At 32.1% G+C, this 21,820-nt stretch carries 21 protein-coding genes; 4 read left to right on the plus strand and 17 right to left on the minus strand.

The features are described from left to right. Positions 1–9: 9 nt before the first annotated feature. The 10 genes from GQR97_RS18590 to GQR97_RS18635 form a co-directional block, all read right to left on the minus strand. The gene (locus tag GQR97_RS18590; protein WP_158851137.1) at positions 10–498 is read right to left on the minus strand and encodes a hypothetical protein; all 489 of its coding nucleotides are present in this window, start codon (positions 496–498) and stop codon (positions 10–12) included. Positions 499–600: 102 nt separating this feature from the next. Continuing rightward, entirely contained in the window at positions 601–2,322 is a 1,722-nt protein-coding gene (locus tag GQR97_RS18595; protein ID WP_158851139.1) for a hypothetical protein, read from the minus strand. A 113-nt stretch (positions 2,323–2,435) separates the two neighbouring features. Then, a complete protein-coding gene (locus GQR97_RS18600) occupies positions 2,436–2,954 on the minus strand; it encodes a hypothetical protein (RefSeq protein WP_158851141.1) in 519 nt (172 codons plus the stop codon). 94 nt (positions 2,955–3,048) lie between these two features. After that, on the minus strand, positions 3,049–4,284 hold the full coding sequence (locus tag GQR97_RS18605) for a DUF6638 family protein (RefSeq protein WP_158851143.1): 1,236 nt from the start codon (positions 4,282–4,284) through the stop codon (positions 3,049–3,051). 79 nt (positions 4,285–4,363) lie between these two features. Beyond that, positions 4,364–5,605, minus strand: a complete 1,242-nt coding sequence (locus GQR97_RS18610) for a hypothetical protein (RefSeq protein ID WP_158851145.1) — start codon at positions 5,603–5,605, stop codon at positions 4,364–4,366. Positions 5,606–5,768: 163 nt separating this feature from the next. Beyond that, complete coding sequence (locus tag GQR97_RS18615) at positions 5,769–6,356, minus strand: NUDIX domain-containing protein (RefSeq protein WP_158851147.1); 588 nt, start codon at positions 6,354–6,356, stop codon at positions 5,769–5,771. Beyond that, positions 6,346–8,307, minus strand: a complete 1,962-nt coding sequence (locus GQR97_RS18620; RefSeq protein ID WP_158851149.1) for an AAA family ATPase — start codon at positions 8,305–8,307, stop codon at positions 6,346–6,348. Before GQR97_RS18620 ends, GQR97_RS18615 begins: the two co-directional genes overlap by 11 nt. Positions 8,308–8,388: 81 nt before the next feature. Further along, on the minus strand, positions 8,389–9,453 hold the full coding sequence (locus GQR97_RS18625; protein WP_158851151.1) for a hypothetical protein: 1,065 nt from the start codon (positions 9,451–9,453) through the stop codon (positions 8,389–8,391). Positions 9,454–9,487: 34 nt separating this feature from the next. Further along, positions 9,488–9,955: a hypothetical protein gene (locus GQR97_RS18630; protein WP_158851153.1), complete on the minus strand. Its 468-nt coding sequence runs from the start codon at positions 9,953–9,955 to the stop codon at positions 9,488–9,490. A 213-nt stretch (positions 9,956–10,168) separates the two neighbouring features. Next, the gene (locus GQR97_RS18635) at positions 10,169–11,512 is read right to left on the minus strand and encodes a microtubule-binding protein (RefSeq protein ID WP_158851155.1); all 1,344 of its coding nucleotides are present in this window, start codon (positions 11,510–11,512) and stop codon (positions 10,169–10,171) included. Between the two features lie 326 nt (positions 11,513–11,838). On the opposite strand from GQR97_RS18635, the gene GQR97_RS18640 reads away from it, so the two are divergent. Beyond that, entirely contained in the window at positions 11,839–12,081 is a 243-nt protein-coding gene (locus tag GQR97_RS18640; RefSeq protein WP_158851157.1) for a hypothetical protein, read from the plus strand. An 80-nt stretch (positions 12,082–12,161) separates the two neighbouring features. Next, positions 12,162–12,368 (plus strand): hypothetical protein, encoded by a 207-nt coding sequence (locus GQR97_RS18645; protein ID WP_158851159.1) that lies wholly within the window; start codon positions 12,162–12,164, stop codon positions 12,366–12,368. A 72-nt stretch (positions 12,369–12,440) separates the two neighbouring features. Here GQR97_RS18645 and ettA read toward each other — a convergent pair whose 3' ends face one another. Both ettA and GQR97_RS18655 read right to left on the minus strand, forming a co-directional pair. Beyond that, a complete protein-coding gene (ettA, locus tag GQR97_RS18650) occupies positions 12,441–14,132 on the minus strand; it encodes an energy-dependent translational throttle protein EttA (RefSeq protein WP_158851161.1) in 1,692 nt (563 codons plus the stop codon). A 62-nt stretch (positions 14,133–14,194) separates the two neighbouring features. Beyond that, complete coding sequence (locus tag GQR97_RS18655) at positions 14,195–14,377, minus strand: CAL67264 family membrane protein (protein WP_158851163.1); 183 nt, start codon at positions 14,375–14,377, stop codon at positions 14,195–14,197. A gap of 274 nt (positions 14,378–14,651) precedes the next feature. Here GQR97_RS18655 and GQR97_RS18660 point away from each other — a divergent pair, with 274 nt between their 5' ends. Next, on the plus strand, positions 14,652–15,836 hold the full coding sequence (locus GQR97_RS18660; protein WP_158851165.1) for an MFS transporter: 1,185 nt from the start codon (positions 14,652–14,654) through the stop codon (positions 15,834–15,836). A gap of 86 nt (positions 15,837–15,922) precedes the next feature. On the opposite strand, the gene GQR97_RS18665 is transcribed toward GQR97_RS18660, so the two are convergent. The 4 genes from GQR97_RS18665 to GQR97_RS18680 are packed head-to-tail and all read right to left on the minus strand — an operon-like array spanning position 15,923 to position 18,034. Then, on the minus strand, positions 15,923–16,645 hold the full coding sequence (locus GQR97_RS18665; RefSeq protein WP_158851167.1) for a pirin family protein: 723 nt from the start codon (positions 16,643–16,645) through the stop codon (positions 15,923–15,925). Positions 16,646–16,701: 56 nt separating this feature from the next. Then, the gene (locus tag GQR97_RS18670; RefSeq protein ID WP_158851168.1) at positions 16,702–17,142 is read right to left on the minus strand and encodes a MarR family winged helix-turn-helix transcriptional regulator; all 441 of its coding nucleotides are present in this window, start codon (positions 17,140–17,142) and stop codon (positions 16,702–16,704) included. A gap of 2 nt (positions 17,143–17,144) precedes the next feature. Continuing rightward, on the minus strand, positions 17,145–17,675 hold the full coding sequence (locus tag GQR97_RS18675; protein ID WP_158851170.1) for an NADPH-dependent FMN reductase: 531 nt from the start codon (positions 17,673–17,675) through the stop codon (positions 17,145–17,147). A 2-nt stretch (positions 17,676–17,677) separates the two neighbouring features. After that, positions 17,678–18,034: a DoxX family protein gene (locus tag GQR97_RS18680; RefSeq protein ID WP_158851172.1), complete on the minus strand. Its 357-nt coding sequence runs from the start codon at positions 18,032–18,034 to the stop codon at positions 17,678–17,680. Between the two features lie 147 nt (positions 18,035–18,181). Here GQR97_RS18680 and GQR97_RS18685 point away from each other — a divergent pair, with 147 nt between their 5' ends. Beyond that, complete coding sequence (locus tag GQR97_RS18685) at positions 18,182–19,810, plus strand: acyl-CoA carboxylase subunit beta (RefSeq protein WP_158851174.1); 1,629 nt, start codon at positions 18,182–18,184, stop codon at positions 19,808–19,810. A gap of 72 nt (positions 19,811–19,882) precedes the next feature. Here GQR97_RS18685 and GQR97_RS18690 read toward each other — a convergent pair whose 3' ends face one another. Continuing rightward, positions 19,883–21,805: an AMP-dependent synthetase/ligase gene (locus GQR97_RS18690; protein ID WP_233267571.1), complete on the minus strand. Its 1,923-nt coding sequence runs from the start codon at positions 21,803–21,805 to the stop codon at positions 19,883–19,885. Positions 21,806–21,820 lie beyond the last annotated feature (15 nt).

A 21,820-nucleotide genomic window follows, 5' to 3' on the forward strand; every position in this document is an offset into this window, starting at 1 on the left:
TCTCTTCTTTTAGAAAACATCTAGAATAGCATCTAATTCGTCACAATATTTATTATCGTTACTACAAAGTATACTCAAGGTTTCAATCATTAACTGGTTTAATTCTTTGTTTTCTGAGTTAATGTTATATGCTAGTTTAAACTCAGAATACGCCATTTTAATTTGATTAGTTCTTAATCGGTTTTCACCTGAATTCACTAAAAAATTAAAAGCTTCCAAATTCTTGAAATTTGTAATTTTAATAATTCGCTGAGACTGTTTATTTGAATAATCTACAAAATGATTAAAAGTAAATACTGATAGAATTAAAAAACTAAAAACAACCGTTAAAAGTCCGTTTAGTTTTTTGTTTTCTTTTATACTCGGCTTTAAAATGAATGTTCTTGAATATTTAGGCAGCGCTGTAAAGGATTTTAAACGCTCTTTTTTGAACATCTTTTTTTGAGGATCTCTAGAGTAAATCCACTTTTGTAAACCCAAACCCATATAGCCACCCATAATATTTCTTTATTATATAGGTAGAGATTAAGAAGTAAATGTTACAGCTTTTTTCAAAAAAAAACCTTCCAGAATAAATAATCTGAAAGGTTTTGAAAGCTTCTATTTAGATGCTGCTTTTAAAGAATCTATCTCTTTTTGCAGTTGTTTAATTTCTAATACTTTTTTCTGCTCTTGTAACTGTTTTAATAACTCGTCGTTAGAAATCACAGGCTTTATAGAATCTGTAGGCTGCTGCACAACAGCATCAATCTGTTTAGTTTCTTCTACAAAATACTTCCCAATGCCTTCACTAGATCTCCAAGCTTCGTTAAGCTGATCGTAAACCGTTTTATCCCATTGACTCGGGTGTTTTACATCTATCCAAACAACATCACGATACTCACTATCTACTAAAGCTAAATCTGGAGTTGCAGAACCATCGAAATTATTAGAGTCTTCACGAATAGCCGAAATAGTCCCTAAGAAAAACATACGACGACGCCCTGCTATATCCTTTATATATGGACGAAATTCTACAGGTTTATTAACAGACCAATCGAATTCTTTTCGAGATTCAATAACTTTTAAAGGCATAGCAGAAACACCTGCATAACCTTGTTTTTTAGAAGCATGATCGTAATAATAAAAAGCATCGCTACCATCGGCAGGAATAAAAACACTATACATTAAACTCGTACGCTCATTCCCCACAGGCTCTAAACCAAACCAATGATAAAGACCGCTGTATGCACCTGTTTTAGTATCCGTGAAATTAAAATCGGTTACATAAGGTTGCTTATTTTGATCGTCTGTTAAATTCGGGATTTTAACGGCAGTTTCCATATTCCAAGGTAACGGATCACTAAAACCTCCTAAGAACTTTAAAGATTCTGCTTGTAACCGTGATACCTTTTCGGCTAAAGTATTTTGACCAATTAAGTACGGATGATCTTTCATTTCCTCCGGACTTACATAAGTACCTTTCCCTATTAAAATACGCTCAAGATAATCGTTCATGTCGTGCTCTCCACTATCAATTACCATAACACCACCAAAGGTTGGATATGGAAATAAAAAGCCTTTCCATTTAATTAAACTCACCACTTCTACCCATTTACCAGCGTCGTTTTTCATGTAATAAGTATCACTAGGCTCTAAGGTAAATAGTTGAAAAATATTGAAACGCTGAACAACAGCATTGTAGGTGTTTCGACTAAATTTAAGAGATTCTCCAATAGAAAATGTTACAGGAATACGATTCTCACTCGAAAAACGTGGGAATGGTGTGGTACTCGATACAGCAAAAACTTCCTCAGTATTATCGGTCATTCCTTGCCATCTGTATTTTTCAGTTGGTTGAATGGCCATCGTCCATTTATTTTCTTTCCCAATACGAACTAAATGAGGCAAAGAAACATCTTTAGTTTCTCCAACACTTTCATTCGCCATAGAATACACGTTGCGCATAGGTTGAATGCGCTCATTTTGAGTTAATGGTAATTCGTTTATTTCAATACGATTTAAATGATTAAATACGTTATAAGTTTTCATGTATTCGTACATTTTAAACTGCCAACCAACAATGTATAATGCACCGAAGAACACTATTAAAACACCTAGCATAACTAATCTACCAAATGTACTTGTAGAGTTTCTAAACTTTCGCAAGCCTAAAAACAAAACAACTACACTTAACAAAATAACGAAAATGTACTTTCTAACAAATAGTAAAGCTGGCTGGTAGTCGTCACGCAACACAAACAATGCAATAAGTAAAATTAAGAACGCAATTATGGTTACTCTTTTTTGCTTTTTTCCTTTATTCCAATAATTTTTAATCATTTTATTTAGTTTGAAGTTTAGAATAAAAATTTACTTGATCTAAACTTTTTATTAATTTGTTTACTTATTGAACAAAACATAATTGTTTTCTTCATGATAATTGTGACTAATTATTAGAGCAATCCCTTATCTTTCAAGCGTTCTCTAGCACTTTTCCCTTCTACTTTTGGAGATTCCTCTTTAATATTTTCTATAACTTCACCTGAATCTCTAGTTTGTAAATCTTCTATAAAGTCTTTTCCTTTTTCAATAGTATCATGCACCATATGCTCAAGAGAATCACTTTGCTCTTCAATAACTTCACTCGATTTAAAGATGAAATTTGCTAAATACGTCCCCACCAAAGTACCCACAATCATAGATGCAAATATAGAAATTGTTGCTATATCTATCGGAATTAAAAAACGAACTAAAACAATACCGATTAGAAACAGAAAACCAACAAAAACTAACCGCAACAGAAATGATTGTTTGTAAACAAAGCCCGTTTGGTCGTTAGGTTTCATTTGCAATGTTTTGGAGTTTATTACCTTGTTAAAAAAACGATACAATGCATTACTTCTTGATTCTCTCCAATAAATAAAGATTCCGAAAAGGATAGCGGCAACGAATATTATGAGTTCTAGTGTCATATTTTTGTTAGTTTGAAGTTTTATTTAATAGCTTTTATGGATTCCGCATCAAGTACAGAGTTACAAATGCCTTTTTTATATTAGTCTTTAATTATCAAATATTGTTACTAATTGTTTCAATCGCCCAATCCTTTAAAGAATCGTCCCAAGTTTCAAAACTAGCATAAAAAGATTCTTTATCATACCAATACCAGAAAAGTACATCTTTAGGTGAAATATTAACGAGCAGCATCCAAATTAAATCCTGATGTTTCCCATCTAAAGATGAATGTGGCTTATGTAATGCCTCAAATAATTTAAAGTCGACAATATCGGCAATTTTAAACTGATTACTATTTTCTATTTTCTCTAAATAACGCTCAACACTCATCACTTTTTTACGAGCATTAATATCTAGTTTATTCAAATAACTCTTATATAAAATCGGATCGTTTAAAATATCTTTTATAGGGTGTTGCGTATTTTTCAAATATGTAGACATCTCAAACTTTTTAATACGTTCGTAACGTTTCGTCTTCACAACAGTCTCTAAGTTATACTCAATAATAACGTGATCTCTTAATTTATCCATAAGTTCTGGTTGTTGAATATGGAAAATTAAAACCTCGTAACTGGTATTAGTTATAGCCTCTTTATGCCATTTTTCATCTTCAAAAACCACTATAGGCGTTATAAAATCACGCAATACATAAACACCGCCAAAAGCTCTTGTATAAAAAGAATCTGTAGTGTATTGCAGTTCGTGTAAATCTAAATCTCGATGGCGTAAATCACCATATTTTTTAGCAGAACTCAATAGTTCCGCATGAAGCGCTTCATCAATAAAATTAGTGCTCTCATTAAACGTTGAAACTAATTTTCGTTGATCCTTTTGTACGTTTAACAAATCATTAATTAAATGAAAATGAATGTTTACCGTTTTATATTTTAAAACATCTAAAGGTTCATAAAAAGCATCGATACCTTGGTCGAAATCTAAGCAAATAGCGCAATCTCTAGTTATATCTTTTATTTTTTCACCATGAATTTTAAATACAAATTTCATGAGTTCTCTATCGAAAGTATGAAACGACAAGTAAACAGGCTTACCTTTCTGCAAAGGAGAAATAATGATACCATGCGGATTCGCTTCACCATTATTAAGGTAATTAATCTCACCTTTTTCATCAGCAATTTCAGGACTCCAACCTATACCATCAATTTGAAAAGACTTTAATTTGGTTTCCGAAAAGCCAAGCTTTACCAAGCATTTATTGTAACGCTCGACGAGTTTTCCACTCACTGAAATGAGTTCGCTTCGGTATAAATTCGCTTCTAGTAATTTTTGCATGTTTTTTATTAATTTAATACTTCAACTATATTATTATTGATAGTTTGTATTTAATTTGATATGTTGGTTAAATAATTCATTATAAACAATCTTGGGTAAAGTTTTTTTTCACGAACTCTTCTCTCGCATTGTTACTTATGTTACTTATACTTTTAGCACTTTTTGAATGATTTTTATTAAATAAATACATTTTACCATTTAAAAAGTCTAAAATTACTCTTTCGTATTCCCAAATGAGAGGAACACCAATAAGATTACTATTACCTGTGTCCTCAATTAAAACATTCTTGAAATTAATATTTGAAATTTTTAAATCAGTAAAAATTTGCCTTTTTCCTTTTTGCGCTTTTTTAGTAATTTCAGAACTATCCTCTTTCTTATAACAATCTTCAAAAGAGAATAATCCTATTGAATTAGAGTGACCAATTTTGTATTTATAATTTTCTTGAAGTGTAATTGAATCTTTAATAGTTAGAGTTCCATTAGAGCCCGTATCTAATTTGATTCTTTTTCGATTACCATTCACTTTAATATTAATTGACCAACTTTTTTTACCACTTTTTAATAAAGGAATTATTTCAAATTTAGAAATGTTTTGTAATTCTATTTTTTCACTTATTTTAACCGTTTTATTTAACATATCAAAATCCCAAATAAAAGAATTTATTATATTATTGCCTAATACTCCCGCTATTGAATCTTGATTAAAAAAAATTCCACATTCATTTTCCCAAATATCTTTATTCATTGATATGTAATCAACCTTTTCAAAATCGATATTTTTGAAGGTAAGTTTATTAAGCTTTTGTATGCTTACATTTTTTGTTTTAATTTGAGAATCGGTGAGAGAAATAATAGTTGTTTTTTTAGAATTATTATAGTTTTCATTAAATCCACATAATTCAGCACCAGTATCAAAACCAATATATTTTGTTTCGTTTCCAATTTTTGCTTTAAGGAAAAGGTGACCCGATTCAGAGCTATAAAAAGGAATCGTGGTGTTATGTTTATTACTGTTCCAAACTGTTATATGATCAGAAAAGGAGGTTAAATGTTTATGTCTAAAAATATTAATTAAAAAATTCAGCACTATAAAAAGCATGGAAATAGTAATTCCTGTAATAAAGTAAGTCTTTTTCTTTTTAAATAAAAAAATAAAAACACAACTTAATATAGCTCCAATATATATAATATAATTATCGAAAGGTTTAGCTTTTAGGTGATTTGACAGATTAACTATAAGTAAAGTTAAAGCTATAAAGAAAAGTACTGTAAGAATTCCTAATACGATGTGGAGTAATTGATTTAACCTTTTCTTCATAGTTACTTTTCAACTTGTGTATACCTCGTTAATAATGCTAATTTTAAAGATAGCATACGTGCAACTGCCTTTTTCTAAAACAAAAAAACAGTGTGTGTTTTATATCCGTATTTAGCAATCGTTTTTATCCCCAATTTTCTTTCAACCGATAATTTAGTTTGTTTTAACTTGTTACAAGTTTATTAATAATAGCATACTGCAATAAAACAATAGTACGCATATCCTGAATTTCACCATTATTAAGCATCTCTATCGCTTCTTTAATGGGTAATTCTAGCACTTCAATATCTTCGGTTTCAGTTTCAACACCGCCGCCTTCGCTTACTTTCATATCATCGGTATATTCAGCAATAAAAAAGTGCATTTTCTCGGTCATTACACCAGGCGACGTATAGGCTTCGTAAACTTTTGTTACTTTATTTATACGGTAACCTACTTCTTCTTCTGTTTCTCTAATAATGCAGTCTTCCGGATTATCTTTATCCAGCATTCCTGCAGTAATTTCAACCAAAAAACCATCTTTATTATCATTTTGATAGGTTGGCATTCTAAACTGCTTCGTTAAAATAACCGTTTGTTTTTCGGTATTGTAAAGTAAAATTCCTGCTCCATCTCCTCTATCGTAAACTTCACGCATTTGGTTAACCCAAGTACCGTTAGTCATTAAATAATCGAAACTTAATTTTTTAAGAATGTAATAATTATCAGAAAGCAGCGTGCTTTTTATGTTTTTTAATCTATTAGATGCCATTTTCAAAAGTTTTTCTTGCTGCAGTTTCTATATTTAATTGATTGACTCTCGCATCTACCTTTCGTTTAAAATCAGTATCTGCAATAGTGGCAACATTATCTAAATAACGCACAACTTCTTGCCTTCTAATTTCCGAAAAGTCTAGACCTTTCATATTCGATTTCATCAATTCCTGAAGCATATTAAATTTCGTTTCATATTCTTGTTTGAAATAAATTTCGGGGTTTTCAAACCAACTTTCTTCCAAATCAAAATCTGTTAATCGTAATGAAATAGCCGACTGAATATTCCTTACATCACGAGACGAGAAGAACGGAAACGCTTTTTGCATATCTTTATACAAATTAGCATAAAAAAGGTGTTCACTGGTTTTATATTTAGCCTCTACTTTATCACAAATAGCATGAACTCTAGCTTCACTTGGTTTACTAGATACATTTAAAATTTCACCCATATTTTTAGACAAACCTTGATCGCTCAAAAAGTTATAGTCCTCAGGGTTTTCCATGTTTACAAAATCGGGTAAAGATTTATCTAATTTGTTCCACCAAATATAATCTTGATCTAAAAAATCATGTTCCGTTCGGGCACCATCAATCTTAAATCGACCTTGCACACGAGAGATTACAGCTTTATCTAACATTTCTGGTAAATTGGTAAATAAACCAATAGAGCTATTACCGTAATTTACCGCATAAGCGCCTTCTGTATAACGCAAAAATACGCCAATAACTTCTTTTACACCAGCAGAAACACCTTGTGATGTTCGCTCTTGTAAATTATTTTCAGCATCATCAATTGGAGCAAAAATTAACTTTGTAGGATCTTGCATGGGTTTCATCCACTCTACCATTTTTTCTGCTGAACCACCTTGAAATGTTGAAATTAAGGTATCTGGCATAGGATGAAACAAAAACGGAATTTCTAAATTATCACAGTGCTCTTTTAGTCTGGTTGCGATGGCTGCTATAAGCATTGATTTTCCTGTTCCCGGTATTCCGTAACCCATAAATACTGGCATAAAACCACCAAGTTCTTGAAACGGGTTCTTTTTTGCTTTAAAATCGTAACTTAGCATACGCTCGGTTAAACGGCGCGCAAAGTGCTTAGCATCACGATTACCAACTATTTGTTCAAATTTTATTTTATTAAATTCTATACTTTCAGCCGTTCCAGAAAACACGTTGTTCCACCCTGAAATAGCAAACTCAGATTTTTCTAGTTTATAGGTTCTATCTTCAATAGTTTCGGTGTATTCTAAACTACTTTTTCTAAGTTGAATTTCACCAATTAAAGCCTCAAAATAAACTACCGTAAAATCGATAACATCTTTATCCGATTTTACAATTTCTGGATGTCCTAAATATTTATCATAATAAAACAGATTACAAGAAATCCCTTTTAGCGGCGACAATAGCGACACTTCTGGAATACCAGCAAACTTCTGTTTCATAACCGATAAATCATCGGAAGCAAAAGGTTTTAAATCATTTAAAATTTTATAAGCTGTAGCAAATAACATAAATGCCGTTGCTGTATGCATTTTACTTTCGAACTCACGTTTTCCGTTAGAATCTAAAGCCGATTTATTCTCATTTAAACTTGATAAACCAGAAGCATCATAGAAACTATCTTTAATCCAAATCCCTAAAGTAATACCTTCTTGCACTGCATAAAGCGTTTGATTTAGATGAATAGGAAGTGCTACTGAATCTGGTAACAATCGTTTTTTTAAAGCTAAAATAGTTTTAGAAACCGAAGTAATATCTACCGAAGAGCCATTGTTTGCTCTCGACAAATAGAGTAAAATAGATTCATCTTTAGCATCTTTATCTTTATTCTTCGCTCTTGATCCTTGCTCCCATTGTACGCTTTTTAAGTAAGATGAAGCTTCATCGCGAAGCATATCGAGTTCTGATAATTTTATTGGAAAAGTTGAGTTGTGTTCCATGTTTTTTTAAGTCTTCAATTGGTAGTCTTAAGTTTTCAGTCCTAAATTACTCCGACTGTCACTTTAACTAAAAATTTATTTTTATTTTTTAATTTCAATTTTTAAACCAGCTACTTCAAAAGGCGCTTCGGCTAAATCATCCAAAATTTCGGGTGTTTTATTGTATAATAGTTGAATAATACGGTGTGGTGCAAAAATGAATTTTTGTTTAAATATGTCGTCCCATTTTTGAAGGGTTTGCTTACTAAAAAAGCTACCTTCTTTAAATTCGCTTCCAGATTTTACTTCGTCTATTTTTAAAGAAATCGCGTAAGATTCTAACGGAATTTCCTTTTTACCTATAGCTTGTAAAATGGTGTGCGTTACTACATTTTCGTCTTTTGCAAATACGTTATGTATAGCACCTAAGTCTATACGTTTTATTAATTTTGGTGATACTTTTGGTAATTTCCTATCGATGGTGTAAGCCATGGTATCTAGAGACATTTTACGATCGGATGTGGTTTTTAACACCTCGTAAATTTCATCTTTATAATCGTTTATCTTATTACCATCATAATTAAAGTACATGAAGCACATAAATGGCCGGTTGTGTTGTACATCGAAAAAACTCCAACTTACTAATAAATCGGCTATGGCATTTTGTGGTGCGCTTAATATTTTTCCTTGTACAAAGCGATTAAATATATATTCTTTTTTTACAGATGAATAATAAACAATGGATGCCGCTTGAAACAACTTTCGTTTAGGAATGGGCTGCTTTTTATGCATTAAAGTGTTTAAAAAATCTTCTTTTAAAGTGGCTATTGGTGTTAATTTTTCTAAATATTCCTGACGTAATTCAAGATCGTTAAATAGGTACCGGAATTCTAAATAGTTTGGAAATCCAGACTCGGTTAAATCCACTTTCATATTATCTTCATCATCATACATATATTTAATACGCATGGCTTCAATGGAATATAATAGTAAATCGGCATATTGTTTAAATAGTTGCACTTCTTGATCGTTACAAAGTTTTTGTCTTTGCACCGCTACTATAAGTTCTTTAAAAACAAAGTCCACCATTTTATGATAAAAGACATACTGCTCCTTGGAATCTAGGATGGCCGAGTCTAATGGTGTTACTATTTGGTTTATTGACATTTATTTTAATTAAATATGAATCTTTACAGATTATTTATTTTAATGCACTTTCGAAAAGGACATCGCCCGATTCTAAAAACACTTTTCCATCGTTTATACGCTTAGATAAATGAATTAAATTCAAGTCTTTTCCGTTTCTTAAATATTCGAGAATAACGCCATTTTCTAATTCGGCATTTGGTCCCATAATTTTTATGGAGTTCTCAGTTTCTTTGGTACTCCAAGAGCCAATAATAATTTTGGTTTCACCGCCTTTGGAAACTAAAACATGAGCGGTATAATCTTTTTTGAAGTCAATTTTGATAATAGAACTAGCCCTCCATTTTTTAGCTGCTGGTGCATGGCTGTTTTGAATCCATTTACCAATAAATGCATGATTATCCTGATTGTGGTTGATAACAACTATTGTATGGTTTATGTTAGATTGAAAAGTAGCTTTAGTTTTAAAAGATGTTAAGATTATAAAAGCAGATAAAATAATGATGATATGTAATGATTTCATTTGGTTATTTTAAAGTAACATCTGTTTTAAAAACCTTGCCATGGGTTTAATCCCGCGTTAAGGATTGAACGGCCTGTTTGAGCTCCCCGACCTTAGAAGGGAGCGAGTAGTGAAAGCCTGACTTTTTACGATGCTGCAAGGTTTACTAAAAAACCTTGCAGGATTGTAAAAAGGAACGCCCAAATTTTAAAAAGTGTGGCGCTCTTTAATTATTTAGCTCAACAAATCGTCTTCTGTAGCTGCTGGCTTTGGTTTAGCTGCAGGCGCATCATCACTTCCTTTTGGAGCATTAGCATCTGCTTTATAATAGTCTTCAAAAATTTCTTTCATATCGATACCATAGCGCTCTGCAAAATTCTTTTGAATAGCACCATCTTTAGCACGAATTTCTTGTAAAGCCTCGGCATAACTACTGTAAACACCTTGCATAACTTTCTCGTGAACCGGAATATTATCCATCATATCTTGACGCGCTTTAGCACTTGCAGTATGCATTGAGGCTAGAGTTTGACCAATATGCTCATCGGTTTTAACACCTAAATGTTCTAAAATAGCAGCAAATTCTTGATCGGTACGCGCTTTTAAAGCAACAACGTAACCATCGTAATATTTAAGACGCTCTTCAGTATCCGACTTTAATTTGGCACGATGAGTTTGTAAGTTGCTACGTAACGATGTTAACACCTTTATAGTTAAATTGTGCTTATGCACGAAGCTGTCTTTACTTGCGGCAAGCGTGGTGTAAGCATTTTTAAGACCTTCCAACTCTTCTACTTTTTGTTCTAAAGTCGTCATTTTACCAATGGCTTCAGAATACTCTGTAGATTGTTTATCGGCGATATCTTCTAACTCTTGGCGCGCTTGTTTTAATAAAGCATATTGCGTTTCAAGCTTTCCTTCTACCTCTTTCTTTTTCTCTAAGGCTTTGGTGTGGTTTTTTGAAGCTTCTACAATAGCATCTTTAAGCTTTTCTTCAACTTCTTTAATTTCTACTTCACGATTTTTTAAACGTGTTACCGCAGCTTGCGATTTATATGATAATTCGCTTAAAAGTGTTTGGATATCGGCACTTTCTATACGCTCTTGAAACATAGCTTTAGCTTTATTATCTGCTCCTGCTCGCGTTTTTTCGGCTACCTTAAACTCTTCTTGTTCTTTTTTAATTTTACTTTTACGTCCCCAAAGGTTATTCCACCAAGTATCTTCTTTCTTTTCGGCATCTTCTAACTCAATTCTGGCGCGTTCTAATGCCTTTTGAGCATCATCAATCACCTTTTGTTCTGTTGGGTTTAATGCCGAAAATTTCTCGAACATAATACCAACTTCATCTTGATAATCGGTTAAATCCTTAATAGCATCTAATAGCGTAGATCTATCTTTTTCTGCCATATGCACAACATCGTCCAAAGTAGCATTTAGAATTTTTTGACGCACTTCGGGGTCATCCTCTTGCGATAATTTAGATTTCATGGTATCAATGGCTTTTCCCCAATTGACATCTACTTTTTCTGTTTTTTCGTTTGAATTAGTTTCTAATAAATCAAAATCATCGGACATATGAATACTGTATTATTTAAGATTAAACATTTTCGATAAGCAATTTCGGTAAAATATATGAGTTCTAAAAGTAATAAAAGAAAATATACTTTTCTATAACTTAGAATTTCACTTTTTATTCCTACAAAATATAAGTCTATTACTTTAAAGAAATGTTACACCAAATTTTTAACTATAAATATAAAACACTGCTATAAAGATAAATACCAACACTATTTTTTTTAAAAAACTGAAGGAAAAAGTATTGAAAAATAAAAAATTAGAAGAAAAAACTTATAAAAAAACATTATCTTTGAAATGCTATTAATTATATTTCGCACTAAATCATGTTGAATTTTCAACTAAGCCAGACCATACTTGCAATTGCTTTAGTATCACAGTTTGCTATCGCATCCCTACTAACTGTTGTTGTTATATTTTTTACTACCCTATTGTGTCTTGGTGTTAGAAAATCGTATAAATTAAAAAAAGAAAATGAACGCTTAGAATCTATGAGCCCTCAAATAAACGACGAAAAAGATAAGCCTTATAATGATTTTACACAAGGCCACATGTATGATGAAAAATAAAGATTAAGTACATCAATACTATCTAAATATTTTGAACTTTAAATTAAAACCAAATCTTTTTTATATAAAAATAAGCTATTATGAATTTATTATTTACAATTGTTACAGCTCAAAATGCTATTGAAAGTACAAATAGCTTAATTTCAATTTTATCCATCGCATTTATTACAATTCTAGCTTTACTAACAATGAACTTATATAAAGTGTACCAATTAAAAAAGAGAAACGCTGAATTAGAAGCCGAATTAAAAGCTTTAAAAACCGAAACAAGACATCTTTCAAATTAATTTTAATTGAAATTTTTCTATAAAAAACGCCCACTTCTCAGTGGGCGTTTTTTAATTTATATGTCAGTAAAACTATCTTACTAATTTCTTATACTTAATTCGTTTCGGCATTAAATCACCACCAAGACGTTTCTTTTTATTCTCTTCATAATCAGAGAAACTACCTTCGAAGAAATAGACTTGCGAATCGCCTTCAAACGCTAAAATATGCGTACAAATACGATCTAAAAACCAACGGTCGTGACTAATAACTACAGCACAACCTGCAAAGTTTTCTAAACCTTCTTCTAAAGCTCTTAATGTATTTACATCTAAATCATTGGTTGGCTCATCCAGAAGCAATACGTTTCCTTCTTCTTTAAGCGTCATTGCTAAATGCAAACGGTTACGCTCTCCACCTGAAAGTAATTTCACCTTCTTGTTTTGCTCACCACCAGAGAAATTAAATCGACTTAAATAAGCTCTTGAATTCACTTCTTTACCTCCCATCATTACCAATTCTTGCTCATCACTAAAGTTTTGCCAAATGGTTTTTTCAGGATCTATATTAGAGTGTTTTTGATCTACATAAGCTAGTTTTGCAGAATCTCCAACTTTAAACTCCCCTTTATCAGGAGTTTCCTCACCCATAATCATTCTAAAAATAGTGGTTTTACCAGCACCGTTTGGTCCAATAACACCAACAATTCCCGCCTGTGGTAAGTTAAAATTTAAATCATCATATAATAATTTATCATCGTAACCCTTGGCAACACCAGAAGCTTCGATAACATTAGTACCTAAACGTGGTCCGTTCGGGATGTATATTTCTAATTTTTCGTCAAGTTGTTTTTGATCTTGACTCATTAATTTATCGTAATTATTTAAACGCGCTTTTTGCTTAGTTTGGCGTCCTTTTGCACCTTGACGTACCCATTCTAGCTCACGTTCCAATGTTTTTTGACGCTTAGAAGCTGTTTTGCTTTCTTGTGCCATACGCTTAGATTTTTGATCTAACCAAGAAGAGTAGTTCCCTTTCCATGGAATACCTTCTCCTCTATCTAATTCTAAAATCCAACCAGCAACGTTATCCAAAAAGTATCTATCGTGAGTTACGGCAATTACAGTTCCTTTGTATTGTGCTAAATGATGCTCTAACCAATGTACAGATTCTGCATCTAAGTGGTTGGTAGGCTCATCTAACAATAATACATCTGGTTCTTGTAAAAGTAAACGGCATAAAGCTACACGACGTTTTTCTCCACCAGATAAAACTCCTATTTTTTTATCGCCATCTGGAGTACGTAAAGCATCCATAGCAATTTCTAATTTGGTATCTAATTCCCAAGCGTTAGAAGCGTCTATTTGATCTTGAAGTTCCGCTTGGCGGTTCATTAACTTCTCCATTTTATCAGCATCAGAATACACTTCTTCTAATCCAAATTGATCGTTAATTTTATTGTACTCATCAAGAATAGCAACCGTTTCAGCAGCACCTTCACGAACTATTTCAATAACCGTTTTCTCATCATCTAATTTCGGTTCTTGCTCTAAGTATCCTACCGAATAATCTTGAAGAAATGTAACATCACCTTGATAATTTTTATCGACACCTGCGATAATTTTTAATAAAGTAGATTTACCCGATCCGTTAAGACCTAAAATTCCAATTTTTGCTCCGTAGAAAAAACTTAAATAAATGTTTTTTAATACAGGCGTATTTGCTCCTGGAAATGTCTTGGTTAAACCAGACATTGAGAATATTATTTTTTTATCATCACTCATTTTTTGTTCTTATAAATTTAAAATGGTTTATGAATTTATTTATTACGTTCTAAATTCTAGATTTAAACACGTCCTTTAAGTGCATTAAACACCCAAGCTACGGCAAAAAAGCCAAAACCTACTGCTGCAAAACCCCAGCCCGCAACATCATCGTATCGAAAAGCCCCTAAGGCTATTAAACCTAATCCTACTAAAATCATTATGATTGTAGCCCAAGCTAAAACCGTATTTTTATCCATTGCCATATTCTTTCTCTTTTTTTGATGGTTAGTCTAAAGGCAAATATCGGATTTTTAGAAGTAAAACTAAAGTTCTAATCGTTATATTTTTTTAAACTTCACATATTTATGTTTTGAAGTGAAATATAAGAATAAAGCAAAACCGAACCCCTTCCCTTATTCATTTAACAACTTTTTAGAACTTATTTTAAACACTTTTCAATTAACTTTTTTTTAATAAAAAACACAAATTGATACGTATTTTATACTCTATTTTTGTAGTTGATTAAAACCTAACTATATGAATAAAGCCTTACTATCCTTAGCTATTGGCGGATTTGGGATCGGACTTACCGAATTTGTAATCATGGGCATATTGCCTGATATTGCGACATCTTTCGACATTAGCATTCCTGTAGCTGGCCATTTCATTTCGGCATATGCCTTAGGTGTTGTTGTGGGAGCTCCTATACTTACGGGCTTAGGTAGCAAATGGCCTGCACACAAAGTTTTACTAGTTTTAATGCTCTGGTTTACCGTTTTTAATACACTTTCATCTTTTGCTACTGGTTACAATTCCTTTATTATTTTAAGGTTTTTATCAGGCTTACCACATGGTGCTTTTTTTGGAATTGGAGCTGTTGTTGCCGGTAAATTATCGAAAAAAGGAAAAGAAGCTCAAGGTATTGCCATTATGTTTAGTGGTTTAACATTCGCTAACCTTTTAGGTGTGCCGTTAGGAACATATTTAGGAAAATATTTTAATTGGAATGTATCATTTTTAATGGTTGGTATTGTTGGTGTTTTAGCCGTTTTAGCTGTTAAATTCTGGATGCCTGTTTTAAAACAATCTTCGGAAACTAGCTTTATAAAAGAATTAAAAATATTTAAACGCTTAGAACTTTGGCTTATCATTTTACTAACCACAATTGGTACTGGTGGCTTCTTTGCTTGGTATAGCTATATTGCCCCATTAATTACTGATGTTGCAGGGCATGAAAAAGAAGTCGTTTCATACGCCATGATTCTTGCTGGCTTAGGTATGGTAATAGGAAATATAATTGGAGCCAAACTTGCAGAAAAACTACAACCTATTGTTGCCGTTATGTTAACCTTAGTTTTTATGGCAATTTGTTTAATACTAAACACGTATTTAGCGTCCGATAAAGTTATGGTGTTAGTCATGACGTTTATAATTGGCATGGTTACCTTTTGCTTATCAACTCCAATTTCATTAGCAATTATAAATGCTTCCAAAGGATCTGAAACTTTAGGATCTTCGCTAAACCAAAGTGCTTTTAATGTTGGAAATGCTGCTGGTGCTTACTTTGCAGGTTTACCAATTGCAATGGGCTATGGTTATACAGCAGCCGATTGGGTTGGAGCAGCTATGGCTGGTATTGGTGTTTTTATTGCCTTCGGAATTATTCTATATAGGAAACATCGCTTTAAGCGGAAAAACAAAATGAAAGCGTGCTATTCATAATAGCTTTTTGAAACGTTTTTAAAACAAAAATAAAGACTGTCTAAATTAAATTTAAACAGTCTTTTTTATTCCTTAAATTTAATGTTTTAGAACAACATCGGTACTTCTATAAAAAGTAAACTAGCATCCTTATTTGATATTATTTCAAATGAATTTGTTTCTGAAACACCTATGGCATCCCTAATATTTAAAATTGAATTATTAATGATAACTTCTCCAGAAATCGTCATGATGTAAACACCATGATTTTCAGTTTTTAAGTTATAATTGAAGCTTTTGTCTTTATCCAAATCTATTCGAGAAATCACGGCGTCTTGATGAATTTTTAAACTGCCTTCATGAGCTTCATCTATTGATGTTACCAAAGTTTGAAGTTTGTTTTTTCTTTCATCTAAATTGAACATTTTTTGATCATATCGAGGCGTTACATTTTCTTTATTTGGTATCACCCAAATTTGAAATAAAGATAAATGCTCATCTACCGAACCATTAATTTCAGAATGCTCTAACCCTGTTCCTGCCGACATAATTTGAACTTCGCCAGGAAGAACTGACTGCCATACATCGTGCATAGAATCACGATGTTTTAACACGCCTTTTAACGGAATGGTAATAATTTCCATATTGTTGTGAGGATGTGTACCAAAACCCATTTTAGGAGCAATAACATCATCATTAAAAACACGTAAAGCTCCAAAATTTACTTTTTCTGGATTATTAAAATTAGCAAAACTAAAAGAATGATTAGCTTGCAACCATCCATGATTTGCAAACCCTCTACTATCTGCTGTATGAATTATTGTTTTCATGTTCATGCTTGTTTTAATTAAAATCTCGAAATCCATTCAAAGTTAAAAACCTGTATTTACCATCGCATTTTATCAAGTAAATCGCTTAATTGTCCTGCTTCTTCTTCATTTAAATTTTTAAACAAATCTGAGTTCAATGTATTTGGTATAGACTCTAATAAATCGATGCCTTTTTGGGTAATTTCAATATTAACCACACGCCTATCTTCCTTATAAGACAAACGGTTTATATAGTTCTTGGCATACAATTTATCCATTAAACGTGTTGCATTAGGCGCACGCTCTACCATTCTATCTTTTATTACTTGTACACTTAAAGCTTCTTTTGCACCGTTAAGAATTCTTAAAATATTGAATTGTTGTGCAGAAATCCCAAAGGGTTTAAAAAACTCTGCTTGATAACTCGCAATCCAATTTGCCGTGTAAAGAACGTTAAGCATCGCTTTCACCTTATTATTAGGGAATTTCGAATTTATATCTTTACTTATATCGCCCACGTTTACAAACTGTTTTGAAATTTATTAACCGCTTCTTTTAATTGCGTATCCAATGTATTGTCTACTATTTTATTTTCCTTAAAATTTTCACCGAAAAAAGGAAGCGAAAAACTCTCTACAATATTTGCATCGTGAAAAGGGAAACGGCCTTTGGCTATTTCTAAAACAGATAAACCACCTCGTCCTCCTGGAGATGTAGCCATAAGTAGCATTGGTTTTTTGAAAAACAATTTACCTTCAATTCTAGACATCCAATCGAATAAGTTTTTAAAAACAGTTGAATATGCTCCATTATGCTCAGCCAACGATAATATAATACCATCTGTATCTTTTAGAATTTCTAAAAACCGATGTGCATCTTGTGGAATGCCATGTTCATTTTCAAAATCGATACCATAAAGTGGTAAATCAAAATCGTTTAAATCTAATACAGTGGTTTCTACATTTTCGACTAAACTCGCTGCGTAAACCGCTAACTGCTTGTTAATAGACAACTTACTATTACTTCCTGCGAATGCTATAATTTTTTTCATAATTATTTATTTATTCGTTTATTAAAAATATACGATATTATTAAAAACACTAACGCTAATGCTGCTGTCATGTGTCCACCATCATTAACCATAATATGGGCCGAAAACGCTAAAATAAAGGCAAAAAAGAAACCAGAATACGCCCACTCTTTTAATGCTTTAAAATTAGGATTCCATACGGCAAATAAACCGAGTAATTTTAATCCTGCATAAGGGTAAATTATGTACGACGGATAGCCTAAACTAGTAAACGCGCCAACAATGGCTTCATGCTTAAAAACATACATGTAAACCGAAAACAATACAATTACAGATAATAAACCTGTTGCGATATAAAATATAATTTTATCTCTTTTCATCTTTTTTTATTTCATTATTAGATCACAAAACTAGTAAATTAAAATTTATATTCCAAGGAATATATTTCCATGGTTTGTATTTTAACAAAATATTCGCTTTATAATTGATTTTTGGTTTTGTAAATTCGTGCAAATAAAATTTCGATAATGGACATCAACTTCAATAAAAACGAAGATCATAACAAACTCTTACTTTCCGAATTAAAAAAACGCCTTGTTAAAGTAAAATTAGGTGGCGGAAAAAGTCGTATTGAAAAACTGCACGCCAAAGGTAAAATGACGGCTAGAGAACGTATTGATTATCTATTAGATTCTAAAAAGAAATCGATTGAAATTGCTGCTTTTGCAGGTGAAGAGATGTATGCTGAACACGGTGGATGTCCTTCTGGAGGCGTAGTTGTAAAAATAGGCTATATAAAAAATAAACAATGTATTGTTGTTGCAAATGATGCTACGGTAAAGGCTGGTGCATGGTTTCCCATTACTGGGAAGAAAAACTTGCGTGCCCAAGAAATTGCTATTGAAAATAGACTACCTATTATCTATCTGGTAGATTCTGCTGGCGTGTATTTGCCTTTACAAGACGAAATTTTTCCTGATAAAGAACATTTTGGACGTATTTTTAGAAACAACGCCATAATGAGTAGCATGGGCATTACCCAAATTGCGGCTGTTATGGGAAGTTGTGTTGCTGGTGGTGCTTATTTGCCAATTATGAGCGATGAAGCTTTAATTGTAGACAAAACAGGAAGTATCTTTCTTGCCGGAAGCTATTTAGTGAAAGCGGCTATAGGAGAAAGTATAGATAACGAAACTTTAGGAGGAGCCACAACGCATTGCGAAATATCGGGTGTTACCGATTATAAAGCCAAAAATGATGCCGACGCTTTAAATACTATTAAAAATATTATTGATAAAATTGGTGATTTTGATAAAGCGGGATATAACCGTAGTGAAGCTAAAAAGCCAAAAGAAAATCCTGAAGATATTTACGGGATTTTACCAAAAAGTCGTGCAGATCAATACGATATGTACGAAATTATTAAGCGTGTAGTCGATAACTCGGAATTTGATGAATATAAAGCTGGTTATGGAAAAACTATTATAACTTGTTATGCTAGAATTGACGGTTGGGCAGTTGGTATTGTTGCCAACCAACGTAAATTAGTTAAAACTGCTAGCGGAGAAATGCAGTTTGGAGGTGTTATTTATAATGATAGTGCAGATAAAGCCACACGATTTATTGCCAATTGTAACCAAAAGAAAATTCCTTTGGTGTTTTTACAAGATGTTACTGGTTTTATGGTAGGAAGTAAAAGCGAGCATGGAGGTATTATTAAAGATGGTGCCAAAATGGTAAATGCTGTAAGTAATTCTGTAGTACCAAAATTTACTATTATTATAGGAAATAGCTACGGAGCTGGGAATTATGCCATGTGCGGAAAAGCATACGACCCTAGATTAATTGTAGCTTGGCCAAGTGCTGAACTTGCCGTTATGAGTGGGAATTCTGCTGCGAAAGTGCTACTTCAAATAGAAAAAGCATCTTTACTAAAAAAAGGAGAAGAAATTACACCGGAAAAAGAAGCTGAACTTTTTAATAAAATTAAAGATCGATACGATAACCAAGTATCTCCTTATTATGCGGCAGCGCGTATTTGGACCGATGCTATTATAAACCCTTTAGATACCAGAACATGGATAAGTATGGGTATTGAAGCAGCGAACCACGCTCCTATTGAAAAACCTTTTAATTTAGGATTATTACAAGTATAAAAAAGAGCGACTTAACAGTCGCTCTTTTTTTAAATTATTTTTTAGAAAATATTCCGAAGTAAAAACCTCAACTTATTCAGAATACATTTTATCAATAAGTTCTTTGTATTTTTTCAGAATTACTTTTCGTTTTAATTTTAAAGTGGCCGTAATCTCTCCTGCTTCAATACTAAACTCTTTTGGTAATAGAGTAAATTTCTTAATTTTTTCAAACTTTGAAAACTCTTTTTGCAACTCCTCAAAACGCTTTTCAAACATATCTTTAATTTGATTATTACTAATCAAATCTTCTATATCTTTAAAACTAATTTTATGCTCTTCAGCATATTTTTTAATATTCTCAAAACTGGGCACAGCCAAAGCGGTTACATATTTTTGTTGATCTCCTATTACTGCAATTTGCTCAATAAAAGAATCACCAATTAATGCTGTTTCTAGCTTTTGAGGAGCAATATATTTTCCTCCCGAAGTTTTCATTAAATCTTTAATTCTATCCGTAATAACTAAGTTTCCATATTTGTCAATTTTTCCTGCATCACCAGTTTTAAACCAACCATTTTCAAAAACTTCCGCAGTTGCCTCAGGTTTTTTGTAGTAACCTCTCATAACTCCTGGTCCTTTCACTAAAATCTCATTATTAGCACCAATTTTAATTTCAGATCCTGTAATTGTTTTTCCTGCAGAATTAAATTCAAAAAATTGATTTCCAAACAAAGAAACCGTAGCAGTTGTTTCTGTTAAACCATAACCACATTTAATATTTAACCCAAATGAATGAAAAAACGAAACCATATCCGGTACTAAAGGAGCACCTCCACAAGGCATAAATTTTATATTTCCACCAAAGACATCCCGTAATTTACTAAGCACCAATTTATCTGCTATTTTATATTTTAGCTTTAGCTTTAAAGGCACTTTTTTATTAAGACGATGATACTTGTTATGGTATGCATTTCCAATTCCCAAAGCCCAACTTGCTAGTTTCATTTTAGTTGGAGAAGCTTCTTTTCTTTTTTCTTGAATAGCCGTGAAAATTTTTTCAAAAATTCGTGGTACCGTGCACATTAAAGTTGGTTTAACTTCTTTTAAAACCTCAGCAATTTTTTTTGGATCTTGGTTAAAATAAACTTGAATACCCTGTTGCAAACAGAAGAATACCCAACTGCGCTCGTAAATATGACTTAATGGTAAGAAACTTAAAGAAACATCGTTTTCATCAACATCTAATTCTGCTTCGTGTACTTTTAAAGACGATGCAAAATTATTATGGTCTAACATAACGCCTTTTGGTTCTCCTGTTGTTCCAGAAGTGTAAATTATACTTGCTAAATCATTTAATTCAGATTCAAAATGTCGCTTTTCTAATTCTGTTTCAATACTTTTTGGAAATTCAGCATTTATAAAATCGGTAAAATAAACGGCATTTCTATGATTTCTTAAATCAACCGTTTTAGTTAAAACAACTATTAACTTCAGATATTTATTATCCTCTGAAATATTTTCGACTTTGTCAAATTCTTCTTGATCACCAACAAACAACACGCTAATTTCAGCATCGTTTACAACATATTCTACTTCCTTTTTAGAGTTGGTTGCATAAATTGGAATACTTACGGCTCTTACCCCCATAATTCCAAGGTCTGTAATAATCCACTCTGTCATATTTTGAGCAAAAACACCAATATTATCTTGCTCTTTTATTCCGAAATTAATTAAAGCCTTCGAAACTTGTTGGATTTGACGGTAAAAAGAATCCCAAGAAATTCCTTTCCAACTTTGTGAAGCTTCATCTTTATAAAAAATAGCCTCCTTAGTTGTAAATCGCTTCGTGTTATCCTTAATTACTTCTAATAAATGTTTGTAATTCATAATTAATGTTTCGATTATTTTCAAAACTTTTTTGTAACCTTCAAATTTACGAATAATTAGATGACTTAAACATAAATTACTATTTTGATTGTCACTATTAGATATAATACCTATAACCTTCAACATATCATTTTTGGAAGC

The organism is Algibacter sp. L1A34 (assembly GCF_009796805.1).
Lineage (GTDB): Bacteria > Bacteroidota > Bacteroidia > Flavobacteriales > Flavobacteriaceae > Algibacter.

Coding starts and splice junctions, on each gene's coding strand:
- GQR97_RS18590 (WP_158851137.1), bottom strand. CDS start 498: ATGGGTGGCTATATGGGTTTGGGTTTACAAAAGTGGATTTACTCTAGA.
- GQR97_RS18595 (WP_158851139.1), bottom strand. CDS start 2,322: ATGATTAAAAATTATTGGAATAAAGGAAAAAAGCAAAAAAGAGTAACC.
- GQR97_RS18600 (WP_158851141.1), bottom strand. CDS start 2,954: ATGACACTAGAACTCATAATATTCGTTGCCGCTATCCTTTTCGGAATC.
- GQR97_RS18605 (WP_158851143.1), bottom strand. CDS start 4,284: ATGCAAAAATTACTAGAAGCGAATTTATACCGAAGCGAACTCATTTCA.
- GQR97_RS18610 (WP_158851145.1), bottom strand. CDS start 5,605: ATGAAGAAAAGGTTAAATCAATTACTCCACATCGTATTAGGAATTCTT.
- GQR97_RS18615 (WP_158851147.1), bottom strand. CDS start 6,356: ATGGCATCTAATAGATTAAAAAACATAAAAAGCACGCTGCTTTCTGAT.
- GQR97_RS18620 (WP_158851149.1), bottom strand. CDS start 8,307: ATGGAACACAACTCAACTTTTCCAATAAAATTATCAGAACTCGATATG.
- GQR97_RS18625 (WP_158851151.1), bottom strand. CDS start 9,453: ATGTCAATAAACCAAATAGTAACACCATTAGACTCGGCCATCCTAGAT.
- GQR97_RS18630 (WP_158851153.1), bottom strand. CDS start 9,955: ATGAAATCATTACATATCATCATTATTTTATCTGCTTTTATAATCTTA.
- GQR97_RS18635 (WP_158851155.1), bottom strand. CDS start 11,512: ATGTCCGATGATTTTGATTTATTAGAAACTAATTCAAACGAAAAAACA.
- GQR97_RS18640 (WP_158851157.1), top strand. CDS start 11,839: ATGTTGAATTTTCAACTAAGCCAGACCATACTTGCAATTGCTTTAGTA.
- GQR97_RS18645 (WP_158851159.1), top strand. CDS start 12,162: ATGAATTTATTATTTACAATTGTTACAGCTCAAAATGCTATTGAAAGT.
- ettA (WP_158851161.1), bottom strand. CDS start 14,132: ATGAGTGATGATAAAAAAATAATATTCTCAATGTCTGGTTTAACCAAG.
- GQR97_RS18655 (WP_158851163.1), bottom strand. CDS start 14,377: ATGGCAATGGATAAAAATACGGTTTTAGCTTGGGCTACAATCATAATG.
- GQR97_RS18660 (WP_158851165.1), top strand. CDS start 14,652: ATGAATAAAGCCTTACTATCCTTAGCTATTGGCGGATTTGGGATCGGA.
- GQR97_RS18665 (WP_158851167.1), bottom strand. CDS start 16,645: ATGAAAACAATAATTCATACAGCAGATAGTAGAGGGTTTGCAAATCAT.
- GQR97_RS18675 (WP_158851170.1), bottom strand. CDS start 17,675: ATGAAAAAAATTATAGCATTCGCAGGAAGTAATAGTAAGTTGTCTATT.
- GQR97_RS18680 (WP_158851172.1), bottom strand. CDS start 18,034: ATGAAAAGAGATAAAATTATATTTTATATCGCAACAGGTTTATTATCT.
- GQR97_RS18685 (WP_158851174.1), top strand. CDS start 18,182: ATGGACATCAACTTCAATAAAAACGAAGATCATAACAAACTCTTACTT.
- GQR97_RS18690 (WP_233267571.1), bottom strand. CDS start 21,805: ATGTTGAAGGTTATAGGTATTATATCTAATAGTGACAATCAAAATAGT.